This window comes from Vibrio splendidus (assembly GCF_002873455.1).
In the GTDB taxonomy this organism is placed as follows: Bacteria; Pseudomonadota; Gammaproteobacteria; order Enterobacterales; family Vibrionaceae; genus Vibrio; species Vibrio splendidus_J.
Window position 1 is genome coordinate 140,963 of the sequence record NZ_MCUN01000054.1, and the last position, 17,335, is coordinate 158,297.

General features: G+C 41.2%; 19 protein-coding genes. 14 read left to right on the forward strand and 5 right to left on the reverse strand.

Annotated features, from left to right (window positions below; genetic code table 11):
• Positions 1 to 98 precede the first annotated feature (98 nt).
• Entirely contained in the window at positions 99 to 317 is a 219-nt protein-coding gene (locus BCU75_RS22745) for a VF530 family DNA-binding protein (RefSeq protein ID WP_054547529.1), read from the reverse strand.
• Positions 318 to 362: 45 nt separating this feature from the next.
• Complete coding sequence (locus BCU75_RS22750) at positions 363 to 1,313, reverse strand: LysR substrate-binding domain-containing protein (protein ID WP_102475171.1); 951 nt, start codon at positions 1,311 to 1,313, stop codon at positions 363 to 365.
• 103 nt (positions 1,314 to 1,416) lie between these two features.
• Between BCU75_RS22750 and BCU75_RS22755 the strand changes: the two genes are divergently transcribed.
• The gene (locus BCU75_RS22755; protein ID WP_102475172.1) at positions 1,417 to 1,623 is read left to right on the forward strand and encodes a DUF1127 domain-containing protein; all 207 of its coding nucleotides are present in this window, start codon (positions 1,417 to 1,419) and stop codon (positions 1,621 to 1,623) included.
• Positions 1,624 to 1,679: 56 nt separating this feature from the next.
• Here BCU75_RS22755 and BCU75_RS22760 read toward each other — a convergent pair whose 3' ends face one another.
• On the reverse strand, positions 1,680 to 2,585 hold the full coding sequence (locus BCU75_RS22760) for a LysR substrate-binding domain-containing protein (protein WP_102475173.1): 906 nt from the start codon (positions 2,583 to 2,585) through the stop codon (positions 1,680 to 1,682).
• A 131-nt stretch (positions 2,586 to 2,716) separates the two neighbouring features.
• On the opposite strand from BCU75_RS22760, the gene BCU75_RS22765 reads away from it, so the two are divergent.
• The 4 genes from BCU75_RS22765 (at position 2,717) to BCU75_RS22780 (ending at position 5,889) form a co-directional block, all read left to right on the forward strand.
• The gene (locus BCU75_RS22765) at positions 2,717 to 2,908 is read left to right on the forward strand and encodes a hypothetical protein (RefSeq protein ID WP_102475174.1); all 192 of its coding nucleotides are present in this window, start codon (positions 2,717 to 2,719) and stop codon (positions 2,906 to 2,908) included.
• A gap of 524 nt (positions 2,909 to 3,432) precedes the next feature.
• Positions 3,433 to 3,927, forward strand: coding sequence for a TadE/TadG family type IV pilus assembly protein (locus BCU75_RS22770; protein WP_102475175.1), 495 nt, complete (start codon positions 3,433 to 3,435; stop codon positions 3,925 to 3,927).
• A 10-nt stretch (positions 3,928 to 3,937) separates the two neighbouring features.
• A complete protein-coding gene (locus BCU75_RS22775; protein ID WP_102475176.1) occupies positions 3,938 to 4,495 on the forward strand; it encodes a TadE/TadG family type IV pilus assembly protein in 558 nt (185 codons plus the stop codon).
• 11 nt (positions 4,496 to 4,506) lie between these two features.
• Positions 4,507 to 5,889, forward strand: a complete 1,383-nt coding sequence (locus tag BCU75_RS22780; protein WP_102475177.1) for a vWA domain-containing protein — start codon at positions 4,507 to 4,509, stop codon at positions 5,887 to 5,889.
• A 113-nt stretch (positions 5,890 to 6,002) separates the two neighbouring features.
• On the opposite strand, the gene BCU75_RS22785 is transcribed toward BCU75_RS22780, so the two are convergent.
• Together BCU75_RS22785 and BCU75_RS22790 are read right to left on the reverse strand one after the other, a co-directional pair.
• Positions 6,003 to 7,691, reverse strand: coding sequence for an AMP-binding protein (locus BCU75_RS22785; protein WP_102475178.1), 1,689 nt, complete (start codon positions 7,689 to 7,691; stop codon positions 6,003 to 6,005).
• 83 nt (positions 7,692 to 7,774) lie between these two features.
• Positions 7,775 to 8,518 (reverse strand): helix-turn-helix domain-containing protein, encoded by a 744-nt coding sequence (locus BCU75_RS22790; RefSeq protein WP_076675739.1) that lies wholly within the window; start codon positions 8,516 to 8,518, stop codon positions 7,775 to 7,777.
• 196 nt (positions 8,519 to 8,714) lie between these two features.
• Between BCU75_RS22790 and BCU75_RS22795 the strand changes: the two genes are divergently transcribed.
• From BCU75_RS22795 to BCU75_RS22835, 9 genes are all read left to right on the forward strand, one after another.
• On the forward strand, positions 8,715 to 8,903 hold the full coding sequence (locus tag BCU75_RS22795; protein WP_076675737.1) for a Flp family type IVb pilin: 189 nt from the start codon (positions 8,715 to 8,717) through the stop codon (positions 8,901 to 8,903).
• A gap of 162 nt (positions 8,904 to 9,065) precedes the next feature.
• Positions 9,066 to 9,596, forward strand: a complete 531-nt coding sequence (locus BCU75_RS22800) for an A24 family peptidase (RefSeq protein ID WP_102475179.1) — start codon at positions 9,066 to 9,068, stop codon at positions 9,594 to 9,596.
• Between the two features lie 39 nt (positions 9,597 to 9,635).
• Entirely contained in the window at positions 9,636 to 10,985 is a 1,350-nt protein-coding gene (locus BCU75_RS22805; protein ID WP_102465251.1) for an AAA family ATPase, read from the forward strand.
• The gene (cpaB, locus tag BCU75_RS22810; protein ID WP_017110456.1) at positions 10,978 to 11,727 is read left to right on the forward strand and encodes a Flp pilus assembly protein CpaB; all 750 of its coding nucleotides are present in this window, start codon (positions 10,978 to 10,980) and stop codon (positions 11,725 to 11,727) included. Before BCU75_RS22805 ends, cpaB begins: the two co-directional genes overlap by 8 nt.
• Positions 11,728 to 11,735: 8 nt before the next feature.
• Positions 11,736 to 13,193, forward strand: a complete 1,458-nt coding sequence (locus BCU75_RS22815) for a type II and III secretion system protein family protein (RefSeq protein WP_102475180.1) — start codon at positions 11,736 to 11,738, stop codon at positions 13,191 to 13,193.
• Positions 13,183 to 13,452: a hypothetical protein gene (locus BCU75_RS22820; protein WP_102465253.1), complete on the forward strand. Its 270-nt coding sequence runs from the start codon at positions 13,183 to 13,185 to the stop codon at positions 13,450 to 13,452. Before BCU75_RS22815 ends, BCU75_RS22820 begins: the two co-directional genes overlap by 11 nt.
• 205 nt (positions 13,453 to 13,657) lie before the next feature.
• Complete coding sequence (locus BCU75_RS22825; protein WP_102465255.1) at positions 13,658 to 14,872, forward strand: AAA family ATPase; 1,215 nt, start codon at positions 13,658 to 13,660, stop codon at positions 14,870 to 14,872.
• A gap of 32 nt (positions 14,873 to 14,904) precedes the next feature.
• Entirely contained in the window at positions 14,905 to 16,356 is a 1,452-nt protein-coding gene (locus BCU75_RS22830) for an ATPase, T2SS/T4P/T4SS family (RefSeq protein ID WP_076675725.1), read from the forward strand.
• Between the two features lie 10 nt (positions 16,357 to 16,366).
• The gene (locus BCU75_RS22835) at positions 16,367 to 17,332 is read left to right on the forward strand and encodes a type II secretion system F family protein (protein WP_076675723.1); all 966 of its coding nucleotides are present in this window, start codon (positions 16,367 to 16,369) and stop codon (positions 17,330 to 17,332) included.
• The last annotated feature ends 3 nt before the right edge of the window (positions 17,333 to 17,335 follow it).

The following is a 17,335-nucleotide window of genomic DNA, read 5'->3' on the forward strand; positions in this document are numbered from 1 at the left end:
TTAGCTCTTTTCTAAATTAACTAAAAAAGCCCCGCAAGTGAAAGCTTGCGGGGCTTTTTGTTATCTTACTCTTGGAAGACTAAGACTAAGACTAAGACTTAAGAGTTCTGTTTTAGCTCAATGTAAATCGACTCAACCTTCACTCGAGCCCAGTCTGTTTTACGCAAAAACTTTAAGCTAGATTTAATGCTTGGGTCTTTTTTAAAGCAGTTGATGTTCACCATATAACTCAACTCTTCCCAACCGTAATGCTCAACCAATTCAGTCAGTAGCTTCTGCAGTGTTATGCCGTGAAGCGGGTTATTTTCTTGTGTCATGAGATGTTCTCGCCATTTATTTGAGCTCAGTATACCAGTTTCGCTTTATGAATTATCAGACCATTTAAGTTGGTAATCTGTCTCGATAATAGTTAGTTCTTCTCGACCTTTATTTCCAAATAACTGAACCTGACTTTGCATCCAAGCTTCAAAGCGTTTGATTTTCTCACGATGAAAGTATCCAGCTGGCGCACATAGGAAGTAATTGTATTTGGGCTTAAGTGCGATGTTACCGATTCGAACGAGTTTCTTTTCCTGCAAATACCGATACACCAAACTGTGCTTAACCAGTGCAACACCTTGAACGGATAACGCGCCTTCTAAAACAAAATGCGAGCCATCAAATTGCAGTGATGAGCGGCCTGCCTTTGCTCCAACAATGTCTAGCCATAGATTCCAATCCATATCTGGCCATCGATCTTCAATCAATTCAGCTTTATGCAGATCGTCAATGTCATGGATCCCATGCTTCTCTTGATAAATCGGGTGACAAACTGGGTAAACCACCTCGTCCATTAACCAACGAGACTCGATATTTGGGTAGCTACCGTGACCATACCGAACGCAGACATCGACATTAGAATCTTCAAACGTGACTAGCTTATTGGTCGGTTCAATCAGCATGGATAGGTCAGGGTGGCGATCGCGAAAGTCACCAATTCTAGGAACCAACCAATGTTGGGCAAATGATGGCACGGTTGAAATAGAAAGTTGAGTAGGGTTTGGGTCTTGGTTAATTCGCCTCACACCATCTTGAATGTGGGCAAAGCCTTTCTTAGCTTGCAGGTAAAGTACTTCACCTTCGTGAGTGAGTACTATTTTTCGGTGCTGGCGAATAAACAAGTCTGCACCTAACCATTCTTCAAGTTGGCGAACTTGTTGGCTGACGGCGGCTGCCGTGACAAACAGCTTTTCAGCCGCGAGTTTAAAACTGCCAGTTTCAGCTGCAGTGTAAAAGTAATAGATCCCTTGAAATGGTGGGGTTCGTTCTCTCACATTAGTTTTCCTTAACTGAATGCCAGTATCTATCGTTTGTCGATGTTGCTCTGTTGGTCGATTATTGACCAGAACAAAGCGAAAGATCAACAGGAGAAAGGCTATGAATACGATCACAGTAACCGAAAATACCAACCATTCATTTTTGTCATCGTTATCAGTTAAGAAATTCTATTCTAAATTTAGACTTTATCTTCAGAAGCGTAGAACGAGAAAGCACCTAGCTGAATTATCGGATCATTTGCTTGAAGATGTTGGTATTACCAGAGGTCAGGCGAATGAAGAGGTGAGAAAATCATTTTGGGAGTGATTCAGATGATCAGACGTAACTCTTTCTTATTAGGAAGAGTTACACCAAGACCAACGCTAGATCTTTGAGATATCAGAAACCTCTTCGTGTAGCCATTCAGTAAACGCCGCAATACGCTCTTTTCTCGGTGAGCTAGGATCAAAACATAAGTTAACTTGGACGCCAGGTGTCATCCCAATATTAAACGGTTTAACAAGCAGGTCGCGTTCTATAAAGTCTCCGGCTAGGCTATCCGTTGCCAAGCAAACCCCATGACCTGCCATCACTGTCGTTAACCCCATATCAAATGTCCCTACCTCCATCCACTGAACAGCGGTGTCTTGCATTGGAATGCTCGCTTGTCTGAACCATTCCTCCCAAGGGAAAAGGCCACCCTCAAATTGAATCAACCAACACTTTAGTAGTTGTTCTGGTGATGTGAATTTCAAAGAACTGGCGAGCTCGGGAGAACAAAAGGGATATAGAGGTTCATTGAACAGTACTTCAAGTGCTAAACCTTGCTCAACACAAAGATCTTCCCCTTGCCGAATCGCGACATCAATTTCACCATGTTTTAGATTTGGAGTGTCACACCCAGTGAGGATTTTGATTGGAATCTCAGGGTGTTTTACTGAGAATTTCCAAAGCCTCGGTAACAGCCAACGCGAAGCAAAAGAGGGAGGGCTTCGAACGACGATAACGCCTTGCAGGGGTTCAGAGTGAATCTTGTTCAATCCTGTGACTATCTCTTTGAACCCGCCCGAGACATGTTGGAATAGAGTTCGTCCCTCTTGAGTCAATGCCATTTTACGCCCTTTCCTAACGAACAGCTTGCATTCTAGTTGTTCCTCTAACTGACGGATATTTTGGCTGACAGCAGCTTGGCTAACAAAGAGCTCTTCTGCTGCCTTGCTGTAGCTACTTAAGCGAGCTGCGACTTCGAAGTAACGAAGTCCGGAAAGGTGACGCAGTCTATTGTCCATAACTTCTTCTTATAGTTCTTGTTAGGAATGGTTGTTCGCTTATCGAACAGATTATTTCCATAATAACGATAGAACGATAGAACGATAGAACGATAGAACGATAGAACGATAGCAAATACAAGAGAGTAATTATGGAAGCATTAATCAGTTGGACGAGATTTTATGGTGCTAAGTTATTTAAAAATAAGAAGATAAAAAGAGGTGAAGTTAAGGCGAAACAGAATAAGGTTTTATGCGTTGAACAGCTGAGCTGTCGAATGAAAGAAGACATAGGGTTAGATTATGAGAACAACGATACTTCTGATTATATTAAATATCTATAATCATGGCTTATGTAGTTAATGGTGTGAAAGCTGATCTCTTTGGTTCTATCTCAGTCACAATATTCATCTTTACGAGTTTAACTCTGTCTGACTTTATCCATTAATCATCGAGTATTTTTATAATCCCATTTAATACTAAACTAAATGCTTATTTTGAAATTTTTATGTCTTACTTTTGAGACTTTGACTCGGATTTATATGAAAATAATCTTCGTATTATATGTTTCATTTCTTTTTCTAATAGATATAAAACAACCAGTTATTTGAACGACTAATAAATAAACATTAAGAATCTACTGTATTTTTGGAATTCTTTCTTTATTTAAACTTTAGGAAAATAAAAGGCTTAATTAACTTTTAGTATTACTCAAACCTTAGCTTTACTAATTTAAACTTCCTTAGTGAATAAAACTTGAACAACTTGTTTATCAATTCTATATCTTTAATGTTCAGTCTTTCTATATCTCCTAGGTTTTTCTATTGGGCAGATAGAGGAAATAGAAAGACGAGAAGGTGGGGGCTGTATGAAATCTATTTCAAGAGGTTCGGAGCGTAGCCGTTATCGAAACGGCTTTAAGTCTAAAATAAAAGGCATCGCTATTATCGAGTTTACGATTGTGGTGAGCTTATTTTTTGCACTTTTTTTAACGGTTGTCGATCTTGGTATATACGGGTTTGTTAAATTGACCATGCAACACTCGGCAAGAGAGGGCGCAAGATATGCCATTACAGGTCGTTCTGATCTGGATCCTGATGCATCAAGCGACCGCGAAGCGGCAATATTAGAAAAAATATCCCAATCTTCGAGCGGCTTGCTCGACAAAGTGATGGATGTCCAAAACATACGTGTTGAAGATGTCTACGGTAACGTCGTAACTGGGTTTGGCGGTTCAGGAGACATTATTTCTATTCATCTTGATTGCGAGTGGCCATCTGTAAATCCCTATATGTATGTTTTGCTCGATGACGGGAAGTTTAAATTTACCGTTAGTGCGGCAATGAAAAACGAATCGTTTTAGGGAGGACTGGATGTTTTCTTTTAAGATAAAAAAAAACGCTGAGAAAGGGTTTGCGGCAATCGAAATGACGTTAATAGCACCTTTGTTTATGCTGCTTATTGTTGCGGCTGTCGATATCACGCACCTCATTCAAGCCAATCACATCATTATCAGTATCAGTCGAGAAGGTGGAAACATTATTTCTCGGAGTAATACTGACACCCCGCAAGAAGTGATGGACATTATAGCAACGACATCGGGAACATTGGATTTGACGCAAGACGGCGTTATTTACATTACCGAGGTGGTTGGTCAAGAAGATGCTTCTCCCTACATTAAAAGCCAATACCGATGGAACCAACATGGGTTAAGCAAAAATAGTGCTATTTGGTCGAGTTGTAGTAACTGGACAAGTGATGGAGAGTGTTCTGATGTGGATGCTGATAATCCTCCTCTTATTAATAATCTAGCGGTTGCGCTGGATGATGGGGAGATAGTGTACAGCGTAGAAGTATTCTATGACTATTCGCCGATTTTTAGTCGAGTACTCGATGAGGAATACATTCTGAGTGATACAACATACATGTAAGGGAGATTAAGATGGATAAGGGAACTCCAATCAATTATCGCTACAGCCGGGGCCTTGTGGCTTTGATGTCAGTTATAGCACTGCCTTTTATTCTCTTAGTTGTCGGGCTTTCGATTGATGCTGGGCGAGCTTATATCGTTAAGTCGAAACTATTTGCAGCAGTCGATGCTGCCAGTATTGCCGCTGCAAGAGCGGTCGCCAATGGCGAAGATGCAGGGCGTGCCGCTGCTCAAAAATATTTTACAGCGAATATTCCGGCCGACTTTTATTCAGCAACACCTAGCTTGGGCGCAGTCAATTTCTCCTATGATTCATTCGGTAATATCTCGATCGATATCTCGGCGACGGCACAAGTGCCCACAATCTTTTTACCTTTAATCGGGTTAGACACATTTAATCCTGGAGTGTCTGCGCAATCTATTCGTCGCCCTGTCGATCTAGTGTTGGTGATTGATAACACAACCTCTTTGAGGCTAGGCAGCATAGGTGACGTGACACAAGACGTCATCGACAGGTCTAAGTCATTCGTTGAAAATTTTCACGAAGGATTTGATCGGATTTCATTGGTTAAATTTGCTTTCGGAGCTGAGGTTCCGGTAGGGTTCAATGCGACTCGTGGCCATAGTCGAAGTACCATTAAATCAGAGATAGACAGTTTTAATTTTGGTAGTACGTCTAATGCACAATATACCAATGCATCAGAGGGGATCTATCGTGCTTTAAATGAGCTTAGAACGGTTGCAGACCCAGCTAACTTGAAAGTTATCGTGTTCTTCACGGATGGAGCGCCAAATACCTTTGCGACAACGTTTGATTTTGAGGATGGTGATTCGCATACGGGAGCTATTCGATCGAGTGATGGTAGCAGTGGTACGCCCCGAGGGCTTTGGAGGCATGATTCGATTGCAACGACTTTAAGTGGCGGTTATGAGGGGCGTAATATTGATGATCATATTAGCGAGATGCCCGATTACTATACTACTCATGATTCAAGCGCAACCGAGTTTAATATATTAAATCCGACTCATTCAGTGCGCCCGGTAGCGCAATATAATCCTGATAGCCATTCGGCAAATGATCTCTATACCAGAGTGAATCGTGTGGCACGTAATTTAGTGGAAGACATTGCTGAAGCCGCGAGAGGAGAAGATATTTACGTCTTTACCTTGGGATTAGGTTCATCATTAACATCGGCAACCGGACCTGATAGTGAGTTCGGTGAAGACTTACTGTTACGAATGGCAAATTCTAGTGCGCTTTTAGACGATCCTGATCTTAGTTCCGACTATGATCCAGCTCAGCTTGAAGGGGTGTATTGCCATGCCATCGATGAGGAGGCGTTAGGCCCTTGTTTCGATGAGATGTTGGATGTGATTATTCGTTTAACTTTGTAACGTTTTTTTTGGTTTATCACTTTTACATATTGAGAGTTTCAATCAAGGGTTGAGTAAAATAAAAGAGGGAGCTAAAAGCTCCCTCTTAATGCTATGTGTATTTTTGTAGTCGGTTACTCTTCCCAAACCACCAATTTATCTTTCGGCCAGTTATGCCCGACTTCATGGTATTTCTGCTCAAGAACATGTCGCTTTATTTTGAGAGTTGGGGTGAGTACACCATTGTCGATGCTCCACGGTTCCTTAATCATCAATACGCCTTTGATTTTTTCATGCGAGGCTAATTGTTGGTTCATTTTTTCGATCACGCGTTTACTTGTTCTTTCGTAGCGAGCTCTATCAAAATTAGGGAAGTCATGCGGTACCACGAGCAGGATAGGACCAGGTAAGCCTAAGCCTATCAAACACATCATTTCTACACGACTGTACTCAAAGAGTTTGTTTTCGATTGGTACAGGAGCCACAAACTTACCTTTCGCCGTTTTAAAGGTGTCTTTTTTTCGCCCACGAATCGTTAGGTAGCCTTCGCTGTCGATATCACCAATATCACCGGTATGAAGCCAACCATCCGAGTTAAAAGACTCTTGGGTTGCAATGTCATTTTTATAATAACCAGAGAACATGCCTTTGCTTCGAACCAAAATCTCTTCGTCTTCTGCAATTTTGAGTTCGATGCCCGGACCAGCATTACCCACAGTACCAATTTTTTCGGCTCTAAATGGGTGGTTAATCGTGCTGTAGGCGAAAGACTCTGTCATTCCCCAGGCTTCGGTAACGTGCAGGCCCACACTTTCATACCATGCGAGTAGAGCTGGTGATACGGGAGCTGAACCGCACCCCAGAACTCGAGCTTGGTCTAAACCCAGCCCATCAGCCAGTTTCTTCTTAATGATGTTATTCACGAATGGAATTTTAAGTAAGAAGTTTAGTTTTTTCTGTGGCAGCTTATCTTGGATTCGTTGTTGGAATAGAGTCCATAAACGAGGGACTGAAATAAACAAAGTAGGACGATGCATTTTTACATCATCGATAAACGTGTCTAAAGATTCAGGGAAAGCAGTAACTACCCCACCCATTATTGATGAACCAAAGATGTAAACGCGCTCTGTAATATGGGCAAGTGGTAGATAAGAGAACAGGCGATCGCCTGGTTGGATACCAATATGGTCGATCAAGCGTTGAACTGACCACGTAAAGGCTCCATATGTGAGCATCGCGCCTTTCGGTAAACCAGAAGTACCAGATGTATAAACAAGCGACATCAGCTTATCATCGTGATGCTGAGGTCGTTTAGTTGAGGGCTCGTGTGTTTCGATAAGTTGCTCAAAAGTGTGTTGGCACTTAGCGGCAGTATCGTAGGGCAGTGAGATACTGACTAGACTCGGGTTATCATCGAGTACTTTTTGAGTGGCCTTAGGATCGTCAAGTTTGCCCGCAATCACAATTTTACTTTCACTGTGTTCAATACAGTACTGAATGGTGTCTGCTCCAGCTGTTGGAAAGATTGGGACGCTGACAAAATCTCCTAACATCATGGCAAGATCGCAGATAAACCACTCTGCACAGTTTTTTGAAACGAGAGCGACTCGATCGCCGGGTTGGGCTCCAAGTCCTTCTAATGCAGACGCCAGTTTTAGAGCTTTGTCGGCCACTTCTTTATAAGTGAATTCAACGAATTGGCGGTTAATTATTTGTTTTAAATAGACTTCATTTGGGCGTTCTTCTGCCCATTTTAAAATCATGTCATTGGGTGTAGGGAGAGCTGTTGCTTTTTCTTGGCTAAACTCGTTAGGCTGAATCATTGTCTAACTCCATGTTTTTCGCTAAGTTATTTTTGTTAAAATCATGTTAAATGTACCATGATTTTTTCTTTTAGGGAGTAAAATTAGCGTTTTCTGTTATCCGTGCAGGCACGTCTGTAACTTGCAGGGGTAACTCCAGTCCTTTTCTTAAAAATTCTCGAAAAATACGACACATCCTTGTATCCACATTGATAAGAAATGACAGCTATTTTTGATTCAGTATCGGCTTCGATTAACTTCTTGGCTAAAAGGATTCGTTTGTCGCACACAAAATCTCTGAAGCTTACCCCAAAGTGTAGATGAAACTTTTTAGAAAAATAGGTAGTAGAACAGTGACATTTTTCTGCAATTTCAATTTCTTTGATCTCTTTGTTGATGTTGTCCATAACAAAGTTGACGACTTCTGAGGTAAACAGCTTAGCTGGCAGATGATTGTTGTTATTCATGTCTCTGTCGAGATCGAAATGGGGCTCGAAGATATGTTGCGTTTTACGCTTGAGTTCTTCAAATGTACTGGTCAGATGATTACTGTTGGTTTCGATGATAAAAAATACATTCTTATGATTTCGAACGATATTAGGTAAAGAGCTCGAACAAATAATGACTATTCGTTTGTTAAGGTTTTCGCAAATAGACAAAGCTATTGTAAGCAATTGAAGTTTATCTGTTCTGTTCAGTATAAAGAATACTAACCTGACATCTAAGTTACTGATTATAGATACATCTTGCCCAAAATTATCAATAGGAAAGTAATGATTAATCTTGTTGATAATAATTGCATTAAATTCACTGTCTCTATCCGTTAACAATGGCGTTGTTAATTTCATATAAATATCAACTCTATTTCATATTTAATTATTTTTTTTTAAAAACAGACAAATGACGATGCATAATAAATAGATTAGAAGTACCACAAAAAAGTGCAAGTAAATGGCAAAAAAATCCTAACCAAATATGTTGTTCAGCTCTAGATTTAGTTTACAGGTAAATAAAACCTGATACGTAAATCAAGGAGAGATTCTTATGAACAACTTATTGAAAAATATTAAAGAATTCATGAATGATGAAGAAGGTCTAACCGTCATTGAGTATGTGATCGGCGCAGCTATGTTAGTTTTAGGGTTAACGACCATATTCAGCGGAATAGGCAGTGCGTTGTCAACGAAACTAAGCGCGATTGTTGGTGCGATTAGTACAACAACTGCACCATAGCGATCATGAATTTTAAGGGAATTAATAAGCAGAAAGGGTTAACTATTGTTGAGTACATTATCGGTTCAGCTTTGCTTGTTTTTCTTGCTTGGGCAATATTCTCTGGTATAGCTACTGCATTATTCAGTAAATTCTTAATAATTGTGTCAGGTATATAAATGAATGATAAGTGAATCTCTAGTATTTTGGATGATATTAATTGTCGTATCAGTGTTCGATGTTAAAGAAAACCGAATACCGAATAAAGTTCTGATTTTATTTGTATTGTTGTTCTTTATTTTGTCAATTAATAATGGCTCTACTTGGGATTCGCTTGCCATTTCTTTGGTTGGGTCAGCAGTTTTTTTCGTTTCAGGACTTTTTTTATATTTCTTACGAGCAATGTCTGCAGGTGATGTGAAGTTTTTGGGTGTGATAGGTCTATATATCGGATGGGGAAACTTACTCGATACTTCTTATTATATTCTCATTGCCGCAGGGATAATAGCTACTTTTTATTTGCTTTATAACCGTGCCAACAGCGAATCTCTAACCGTTAGAAGTTATTTTGAAGAAAAACTAATGTTAGTTAGTGGGGTTTCAACAAATACAAGAAATTCGTCCACCGCACATTCTCGGTATTCTAATAAGGTGACGATGCCTTTCGCACCTTCCGTTGTTATAGGTTTAGCGATGTATAGCTATTTTACATAGATCAAACTAAATCACTAATCGATGTGTTGGAGAGGACATATGGATATGAGAGGGATACCTTCCCCGAGTAATTTAAAGCCTCAAATATCAGCTCCTATGGTTCCGACTTCCATTGAAATGCTTGGTGTTCCTGAGGTTGTTGTTGAAAACTTGTTGCTCAAGCACTTATCCGCTTACCCTAAATCTGATGTGCTGGCACTTTCTAACTATTTGTGTGTAGTGACACATATTGTTGAAAACGGACTTGCGGTACTCAGAAATAAATCCCTTATCGAAGTATTCCAGCCTACTTCTGCTTTGTCTTTGGAATCGTCTTCTCATAGTCATGTCCGTTATTCCTTGTCAGAAAAAGGCTTAGAAGAGGCCGACCTTGCGTTCAAACGAGACGCTTATTTAGGTCCAGTTCCTGTTTCTCTCAAACAATATACTGAAATTGTAGAGCAACAAGATTTAAGGGCAGAGCTTGTTACTCGCCCTGATGTAGAAGCGGCATTGAGTGATGTTTACGGCGTACAAAAAATGATCTCCGTGTTAGGGCCGGCAATAAACTCGGGTAGGGCGCTGTTGTTGTATGGGCACGCTGGTACAGGTAAGACTTTTGTCGCGTCTCGTATTGTCAACGCGCTTCATACTTCCGTTTTTATCCCTTATGCCGTTTATGCGTTAGGAAATGTCATCAAGGTTTTCTCAGCGCAACATCATACCCCTTTAGATCGTAATGGCAGTGAGCAAACTGTTTCACTCCGAGATCAATACGATAAGCGATGGCTCAATTGTGAACGTCCTAATATCCAAGTGGGGGGAGAGCTCACCATGGATATGCTTGAGGTAAATCACTCCGAGCACAATCGCGTTTGGTTAGCACCTTTACAAATGATGGCTAATAACGGCATTTTTGTTATTGATGATCTGGGGCGCCAACCCATGCCAGTGGATGCTTTGCTCAACCGCTGGATCGTACCAATGGAATATTTCTTTGATCACCTGTCATTACCGAATGGGCAACAAATCACCATGCCATTCGTTTTAACGCTCGCATTTTCTACCAATTTGAATCCTGAAAAGATCAGTGACCCTGCCTTTCTACGTCGCTTGGGCTACAAAATAGAATTCAAGCCTCTGAATCAGCAAGATTATGAAGCTCTGTGGGTGAGCGTAACTGTTGATAAAGAGATAGAGCTGCAAGATGGTTTCTTTGAGCGTTTGTCTCAAATGCATACGCTGCACAAAGTACCGCTTTTCCCTTGTTTACCGAAAGACCTTGTTGGTATTAGCAAAGACATTCTTTCGTTTGAACAACTCCCACCCGTTATCACGTTCGACATTCTAGCCATGGCATGGAAAGTCTATTTTACCTCTGATGGACACGAGGAAGAGAATAATGAATAAGAGTCAAGTTTTCCTACTGTTTTTACTGTCCGTAGTATTCGGTTTAGCCGCTGTATTTTTCGCTAAACAATGGATGGACAATCAAGTTCAACCGACGATTGAAGTCGAGCAAGTTGAGCGTCATCCGGTTGTAGTGGCATCTCAAGAAATTGAAGCTGGAACCATAATTGAAGAGCAATATTTAACAACCAAGTTGATGGAAGTTGATTGGATCAATGAAAACAACTATTCGGATAAAGCGGAGCTTATCGGAAAAGTAGTCGCCAATACTATTTATTCCGGAGAGGTGCTTCACAAGTTACGTTTTACTGTGCCAGGAGAAGGATCAACACTTGCTGCTCTTATCCCTGAAAATAAACGTGCGGTAACTATACGTGTTGATGATGTTATTGGTGTGGCCGGTTTCTTATTACCGGGTAATAAGGTTGATATTCTCAATACCGTTTCTTACGGAAAAAATTCTGCAGCTACTCAAACGGTATTGAAAGATATTAAGGTTTTGGCCGTCGACCAAACGGCTAAAACGAAAGAAAACAGTCCGATTATCGTTCGTGCGGTAACACTTGAGATGACGCCAAAAGAAGCAGAGAAACTTCTCACGGCTAAAAGCAAAGGTAGTATTCAGCTGACCTTGAGAAACCCACATGAAGTAGAGAAAAAAGTGGTTCGTCGGTATGTGCCTAGACCAAGTGTCACCATTATCAAAGGTACAGAAACATCTAGTGTGCGCGTCAAGGATTGAGGTGAGATATGAAAATATTATTAGCGTGTGTTTTTAGCCTGATTTGTTTTTCGGCAGCCAGTGTTGCTGCACTACAGACGGGAAAAACGGTCACGGTTCCACATCATAAATCTACGCATGTGGTGCTGTCGGGAAAAGCGGCGAAGGTTTCTCTTGGTGATCCTGAAGTCTTAGACATTGTGATTTTGAAATCTAATGAGTTGTTCTTAATTGGTAAAAAATTAGGGGCGACAAATTTGATGGCTTGGGATTCACGAGGTCAGTTGATTGAGTCGATTAACATTGAAGTTACTCATGATCTTAATAGCTTAAAGTCAAAGCTGTACGAGTTTCTTCCTGATGAGACGATTGAAGTTCATAGTGCGCAAAACCGTTTGCTGTTAAGTGGGCAAATCAGTAATCAACAAAAAATGAACGTTGCGATGCGAATTGCTGAAACTTATGCCGCAGGACAAGCAGCAGATGATGCTAAAAAGAGTGGCAGTGAACAAGCCGCCGCAACGGGTGTGATCAACTTGATGTCTATTGGTGGCGCACAACAAGTTATGCTTGAAGTGACGGTTGCCGAGGTTCAGCGAAGCTTGGTGAGAAAGTTCGATGCTAACTTCCATTTCTTCCAAACCAGTGGTTCTAACTTTTCGTGGGGCGCTTCATCAGTCCCTGCTGGTGTATTGGGTGCAACGCCAATTTTTGATATTCCAACCTCTACCGATTACGGGATTTTAGGTTCTTTCATTGATAGTAATACCTTGTTTACTTTTGCTCTTGATGTCGCAAAGCAAAACGGTGTGGCTAAGGTATTAGCAGAGCCAAACTTAACCGCATTGAGTGGATCAAAAGCCGAGTTTTTAGCGGGTGGTGAGTTCCCTATTCCTGTTCCAGACGACGATGGAATTACCATTGAGTACAAGGAATATGGGGTCGGATTGAAATTCATACCTACCGTGCTCAGCGATAAAAAAATCAATCTTAACCTAGCGGTTGATGTGAGTGAAATTGCTAACAGCAGTTCATTGACTATCGATCCTGGTTCGACGAATGCGACTTATTTTATCCCACCAATTACACGTCGAAGTGCTTCTTCTACGCTTGAGCTTGCTGATGGCCAAACCATCGGTATTGCAGGGTTGTTGAGTGAGAACGTACGAGATGTCAGTAACAAAATGCCGGGTATCGGTGATGTACCGATTTTAGGTCAGCTTTTTAATAGTCAGGAATACATATCGGGTGAAACCGAGCTAGTCATACTTGTCACGCCTAGGCTCGCGAAGCCAGTGGATAGAAGTAAAGTCACTCTACCAACTGATGCCTTTGTGGATCCGAATGATCTGGAATATTACTTGTTAGGTAGAAGTGCATATATTGCGGAGCCTTCTGGTTCTGAAGACAGCGACAATACAAGTTCAGACAAAGGAATCGCGCCAACTGATGGTGGCAGTGAAGGTTCATTTGGTCATGATTTATAAGGAGATAGATATGATTAGAACAATGATGGTCTTTCTCGTCATTCTATTAGCGGGTTGCGCGAATGACGCACCTTTAGGTCAGTCGGTTGCTAAGCTGCAAGCAGAACAAACGTACAACCCTAATGCGACTCAAGAGAACTTGCAGGTTTTACCTGATGGTACCGGAGAGCGCATGCAAGCTGGGTACGATAAGTATGTGGGTAAAGGTGATGAAGAACTTTCCGGAAGTAGTAGTCAGGTTTTAAATAGCTTTAATTAATGTAAATGACTGAGTGCAAATAGGGAATCTAGTCACCATTACTGTTTAGAAAATCTCATAGGGCAAATTGGGTGTTTTGAGCTTTAAGCCTAGAGATTAAATGGAAAAGGTTGTCAGTGAACCATGTCGTCATCGAGATTGGTCTAACGTACACCAATCTCGATGATATTAGGACAAGATGTCCGTAATCAAGACAGGTGGGAATATGGGCGAAGCGATTGATATTTTACCTAATGAAGACGATGCAATTCGCCTTAAAACTAACTTGAATATATGGCTGATTTATAACAATGAGAATTTTCATGTTCATATGAGACAGCAATTGAAACGTTGTCGGAACGTACATATTGAGTCTTTTTCTTTGTTAGGTATGACTGAAGAGTATGTGAAGAATATCGATGCACCAGATTTAATCTTTGTTGAATCAAGTGGTTGCTGGGCTCAGAAAATGGTGGATTTGCAAAGCTATAATCTGCAGTTAGAAGAGCATGATTTATCTTTGGTGGTGTTTGGTGATGAAAGTGATAATGGGTCATTAAAAATAGCGTTAAGACTCGGTGCTTCGGATTTTCTGTCTCATGATATTTCTATTTCTGGTCTTCTCCCCTTACTGAAGAAAACAGCAGCGGAGAAAATCGAAAACTCGAGTTACGGAGAAGTATTTTTATTTATCAACACTAAAGGTGGTATGGGGGCGACAACCTTAGCGCTCAATACAGCCGTAGAAATAGCAAGTTACCACCCGAATGAGGTGCTGCTGCTTGATATTGATCTTCAGTTTGGTGTAATTCCTGAGTATTTGAATATCACGCCGACCTACAGTATTTCGGATGCCATCGATAGCTCGAATGATTTAGATGAGATGTCTTTGAGTAGCTTGGTAAACAAGCACACATCAGGGTTGCACGTTTTAAGTTTCAAGCATGAAAATAACGCAGATGATTATGAACATGCACAGAAAATCGGGAAGTTATTGCCCGTATTACGTCGCTTCTATCGCTACATTATTATCGATTTTTCTCGAGGGTTGGATCATATTTTCGCATCGGCGATCTCTCCAGCGACTAAGGTGTTACTTGTCGCTCAACAAACCTTGGTTTCGGTTAAAAATAGTAATCGATTAATTCGAACGCTCAAGTTTGAGTACGGGTTGCAGCAGGACTCAATTGAAATCATTGTTAATCGTTATGAAAAGCGACAAACCATTAAGTTAACGGACATTGAACAAACTGTTGGAAAGCATGACATCCATTTAATGCCTAATGATTTCAAGGTGGCTCTTGAGAGTGCCAATTTAGGTTTGCCGTTGGTTGAGTCGAAGAAAAAGAGTTCGATTACACGGTCGATTATTGACTTGTCTCATATTCTTTCTCCGCCAGAACAAGAAGAGAAAGGTTGGCTTAAAAAAATATTTTCATAACACGTTTGTTACAGCATATATGAGGGATCGTTATGTTCTTTAAACGAAAAAATATTAATCCGGAGTTTGAAAAGAAAGTAGAACAGTTTTCCCAAGAGGAAGACGGTGTTGTATCGCCCCTCATTCAGAAAGTAGCTAACGTATCCCATGAAGCTAAGAGTCTAGAGGCGAGTGAAGAGCAAGAGAAATCGATGAATGAGGCGAAAAAAGTCTTAGAGCAAGAATTGTCGATTAAACACTACTTTCATAAGCAGTTACTCGAAACATTAGATTTAGGGCTACTTTCTAGCTTAGATAAAGAGCGCGCCAAAGTAGACCTTCATGAAGCGATCGTTCAGTTAATGGCGGATGACCAAAGCCACGCATTAAGTGCTGAAGGGCGTAAGCGAGTCATCAAGCAAATTGAAGATGAAGTATTTGGCCTTGGCCCACTTGAACCATTGCTCGCCGATAAAACGGTGTCCGATATTTTGGTCAACGGACCTAAAAGTGTTTATGTCGAACGCCGAGGCAAATTAGAAAAAACACCGTATACGTTTTTAGATGATCGTCACTTAAGAAATATTATTGATCGTATCGTTAGTCAGGTTGGACGCCGGATTGATGAAGCGTCGCCGATGGTGGATGCTCGATTAGTTGATGGTTCACGAGTGAATGCCATTATTCCCCCTTTAGCCTTAGATGGCCCTTCCGTTTCTATACGACGCTTTTCTGTAGACAGCCTAACCATGGATAATCTGCTGGAATACAAGTCAGCCTCTCCACAAATGGCAAAGTTCATTGAAGCTGCCGTAAAAGGTGAGCTTAATATCCTTATTTCTGGTGGTACAGGCTCAGGGAAGACGACTACGCTGAATATTTTTTCTGGGTTTATTCCTAGAGATAAACGGATTATTACCATAGAAGACTCCGCAGAGTTACAACTGCAACAGCCACACGTGATTCGTTTAGAAACACGCCCCGCAAACCTTGAGGGTAAAGGTGAGATCAGTCAGCGAGAGCTAGTAAAAAATACCTTGCGTATGCGGCCTGACCGTATTGTTGTCGGGGAGGTACGTGGTAGCGAAGCTGTTGATATGTTAGCGGCGATGAATACGGGTCATGATGGTTCACTTGCCACGATTCACGCGAATACACCTCGTGATGCACTAAGCCGTGTTGAGAATATGTTCTCGATGGCGGGTTGGAATATTTCAACGAAAAACCTCAGAGCGCAGATAGCTTCAGCTATTCATTTGGTGGTCCAAATGGAGAGACAAGAAGATGGTAAGCGTCGCATGGTCAGTATCCAAGAGATCAACGGGATGGAAGGAGAGGTCATCACTATGTCTGAGATCTTCCACTTCCAGCGTCAAGGTATCGATGAGCATGGCAATATCTTAGGTTATTACACCGCAACCGGTGTCGTTCCTCAGTCTCATGATCAACTAGTTAAACGTGGTCTTGATTTGCCTTATGAGATCTTTACCGAGTCACATAGCTGAGGAGCCGATCATGGATAGTGTAACTGTATCGTTGGCCCTATTGTTTGTTGCGGTATTGTTTATTTCGCAAGCTTTGTTATTGCCAGCTGCCGGGAAAAAAGCTAAGCACAAAGAGCTATCCCGCCGTTTAAAAGAGACACAAAGAAATATTGATGAAGAGAGTTTGTCGCTCTTAAAAGACCATTACAACAAGGAACTTTCTCCCTTTGACCGTAAATTAATTGTTGTTCCTTTTTTTGCCGATCTGAAACGCATGCTTGAATTAGCAGGTCTCAAACTGACATTAAGCCGCTTCTTAGTGATCGTATTTTTGTGCGGAACATTATTGGCTTTGATTGCTTTGATGTTCAATCAAGTGTGGTTTATTTGTGTTGCCGCTTTTGTTTTTGTTTGGGTTGTTGCTTATCTGTTTGTTCAAAACAGAGTGACCTACAGAATGGCAAGGTTTGAGGAGCAGTTGCCAGACGCCTTGGACATCATAAGAAGAGCCTTACAAGCGGGTCAGCCATTAGTTCAGTCTTTTAATGAGGTTGGCGAAGAGATGCCAGAGCCTATTGGGGTTGAGTTTAAGAACACCTATAACTTATTGAACTATGGTTACGATTTACGGCTCGCTATTTTACAAATGACAGAAAGAGTACCGACGGTTTCTATGTTGGCTTTTTCAAGCGCGGTCATGTTGCAGAAAGAAACGGGGGGCAACCTCTCTGAGAATCTGCAAAAAGTATCTGAGGTATTAAGAGCGCGTTTTAAGCTAGAAAGAAAAATCAAAACTCTATCCGCTGAGAGTCGACTCTCTGCTTGGATACTGACGCTTTCTCCTTTTGCCCTATTTTTCGGTCTTAAATTCGTAAACCCTGAATACATCGAGCCTTTGTACAGTGACCCTAGAGGGATATCTATGGTCAGTGTCGGCGTGATTTTGTTGGCGATTGGGGCATTGTGGATAAGAAAAATAATAAATATCGAGATATAGATT

Excerpts from the sequence above, each read along its gene's own strand:
- BCU75_RS22745 (WP_054547529.1), bottom strand. The coding sequence starts at position 317 with ATGACACAAGAAAATAACCCGCTTCACGGCATAACACTGCAGAAGCTA.
- BCU75_RS22755 (WP_102475172.1), top strand. The coding sequence starts at position 1,417 with ATGAATACGATCACAGTAACCGAAAATACCAACCATTCATTTTTGTCA.
- BCU75_RS22760 (WP_102475173.1), bottom strand. The coding sequence starts at position 2,585 with ATGGACAATAGACTGCGTCACCTTTCCGGACTTCGTTACTTCGAAGTC.
- BCU75_RS22765 (WP_102475174.1), top strand. The coding sequence starts at position 2,717 with ATGGAAGCATTAATCAGTTGGACGAGATTTTATGGTGCTAAGTTATTT.
- BCU75_RS22770 (WP_102475175.1), top strand. The coding sequence starts at position 3,433 with ATGAAATCTATTTCAAGAGGTTCGGAGCGTAGCCGTTATCGAAACGGC.
- BCU75_RS22775 (WP_102475176.1), top strand. The coding sequence starts at position 3,938 with ATGTTTTCTTTTAAGATAAAAAAAAACGCTGAGAAAGGGTTTGCGGCA.
- BCU75_RS22780 (WP_102475177.1), top strand. The coding sequence starts at position 4,507 with ATGGATAAGGGAACTCCAATCAATTATCGCTACAGCCGGGGCCTTGTG.
- BCU75_RS22785 (WP_102475178.1), bottom strand. The coding sequence starts at position 7,691 with ATGATTCAGCCTAACGAGTTTAGCCAAGAAAAAGCAACAGCTCTCCCT.
- BCU75_RS22790 (WP_076675739.1), bottom strand. The coding sequence starts at position 8,518 with ATGAAATTAACAACGCCATTGTTAACGGATAGAGACAGTGAATTTAAT.
- BCU75_RS22795 (WP_076675737.1), top strand. The coding sequence starts at position 8,715 with ATGAACAACTTATTGAAAAATATTAAAGAATTCATGAATGATGAAGAA.
- BCU75_RS22800 (WP_102475179.1), top strand. The coding sequence starts at position 9,066 with ATGATAAGTGAATCTCTAGTATTTTGGATGATATTAATTGTCGTATCA.
- BCU75_RS22805 (WP_102465251.1), top strand. The coding sequence starts at position 9,636 with ATGGATATGAGAGGGATACCTTCCCCGAGTAATTTAAAGCCTCAAATA.
- cpaB (WP_017110456.1), top strand. The coding sequence starts at position 10,978 with ATGAATAAGAGTCAAGTTTTCCTACTGTTTTTACTGTCCGTAGTATTC.
- BCU75_RS22815 (WP_102475180.1), top strand. The coding sequence starts at position 11,736 with ATGAAAATATTATTAGCGTGTGTTTTTAGCCTGATTTGTTTTTCGGCA.
- BCU75_RS22820 (WP_102465253.1), top strand. The coding sequence starts at position 13,183 with ATGATTTATAAGGAGATAGATATGATTAGAACAATGATGGTCTTTCTC.
- BCU75_RS22825 (WP_102465255.1), top strand. The coding sequence starts at position 13,658 with ATGGGCGAAGCGATTGATATTTTACCTAATGAAGACGATGCAATTCGC.
- BCU75_RS22830 (WP_076675725.1), top strand. The coding sequence starts at position 14,905 with ATGTTCTTTAAACGAAAAAATATTAATCCGGAGTTTGAAAAGAAAGTA.
- BCU75_RS22835 (WP_076675723.1), top strand. The coding sequence starts at position 16,367 with ATGGATAGTGTAACTGTATCGTTGGCCCTATTGTTTGTTGCGGTATTG.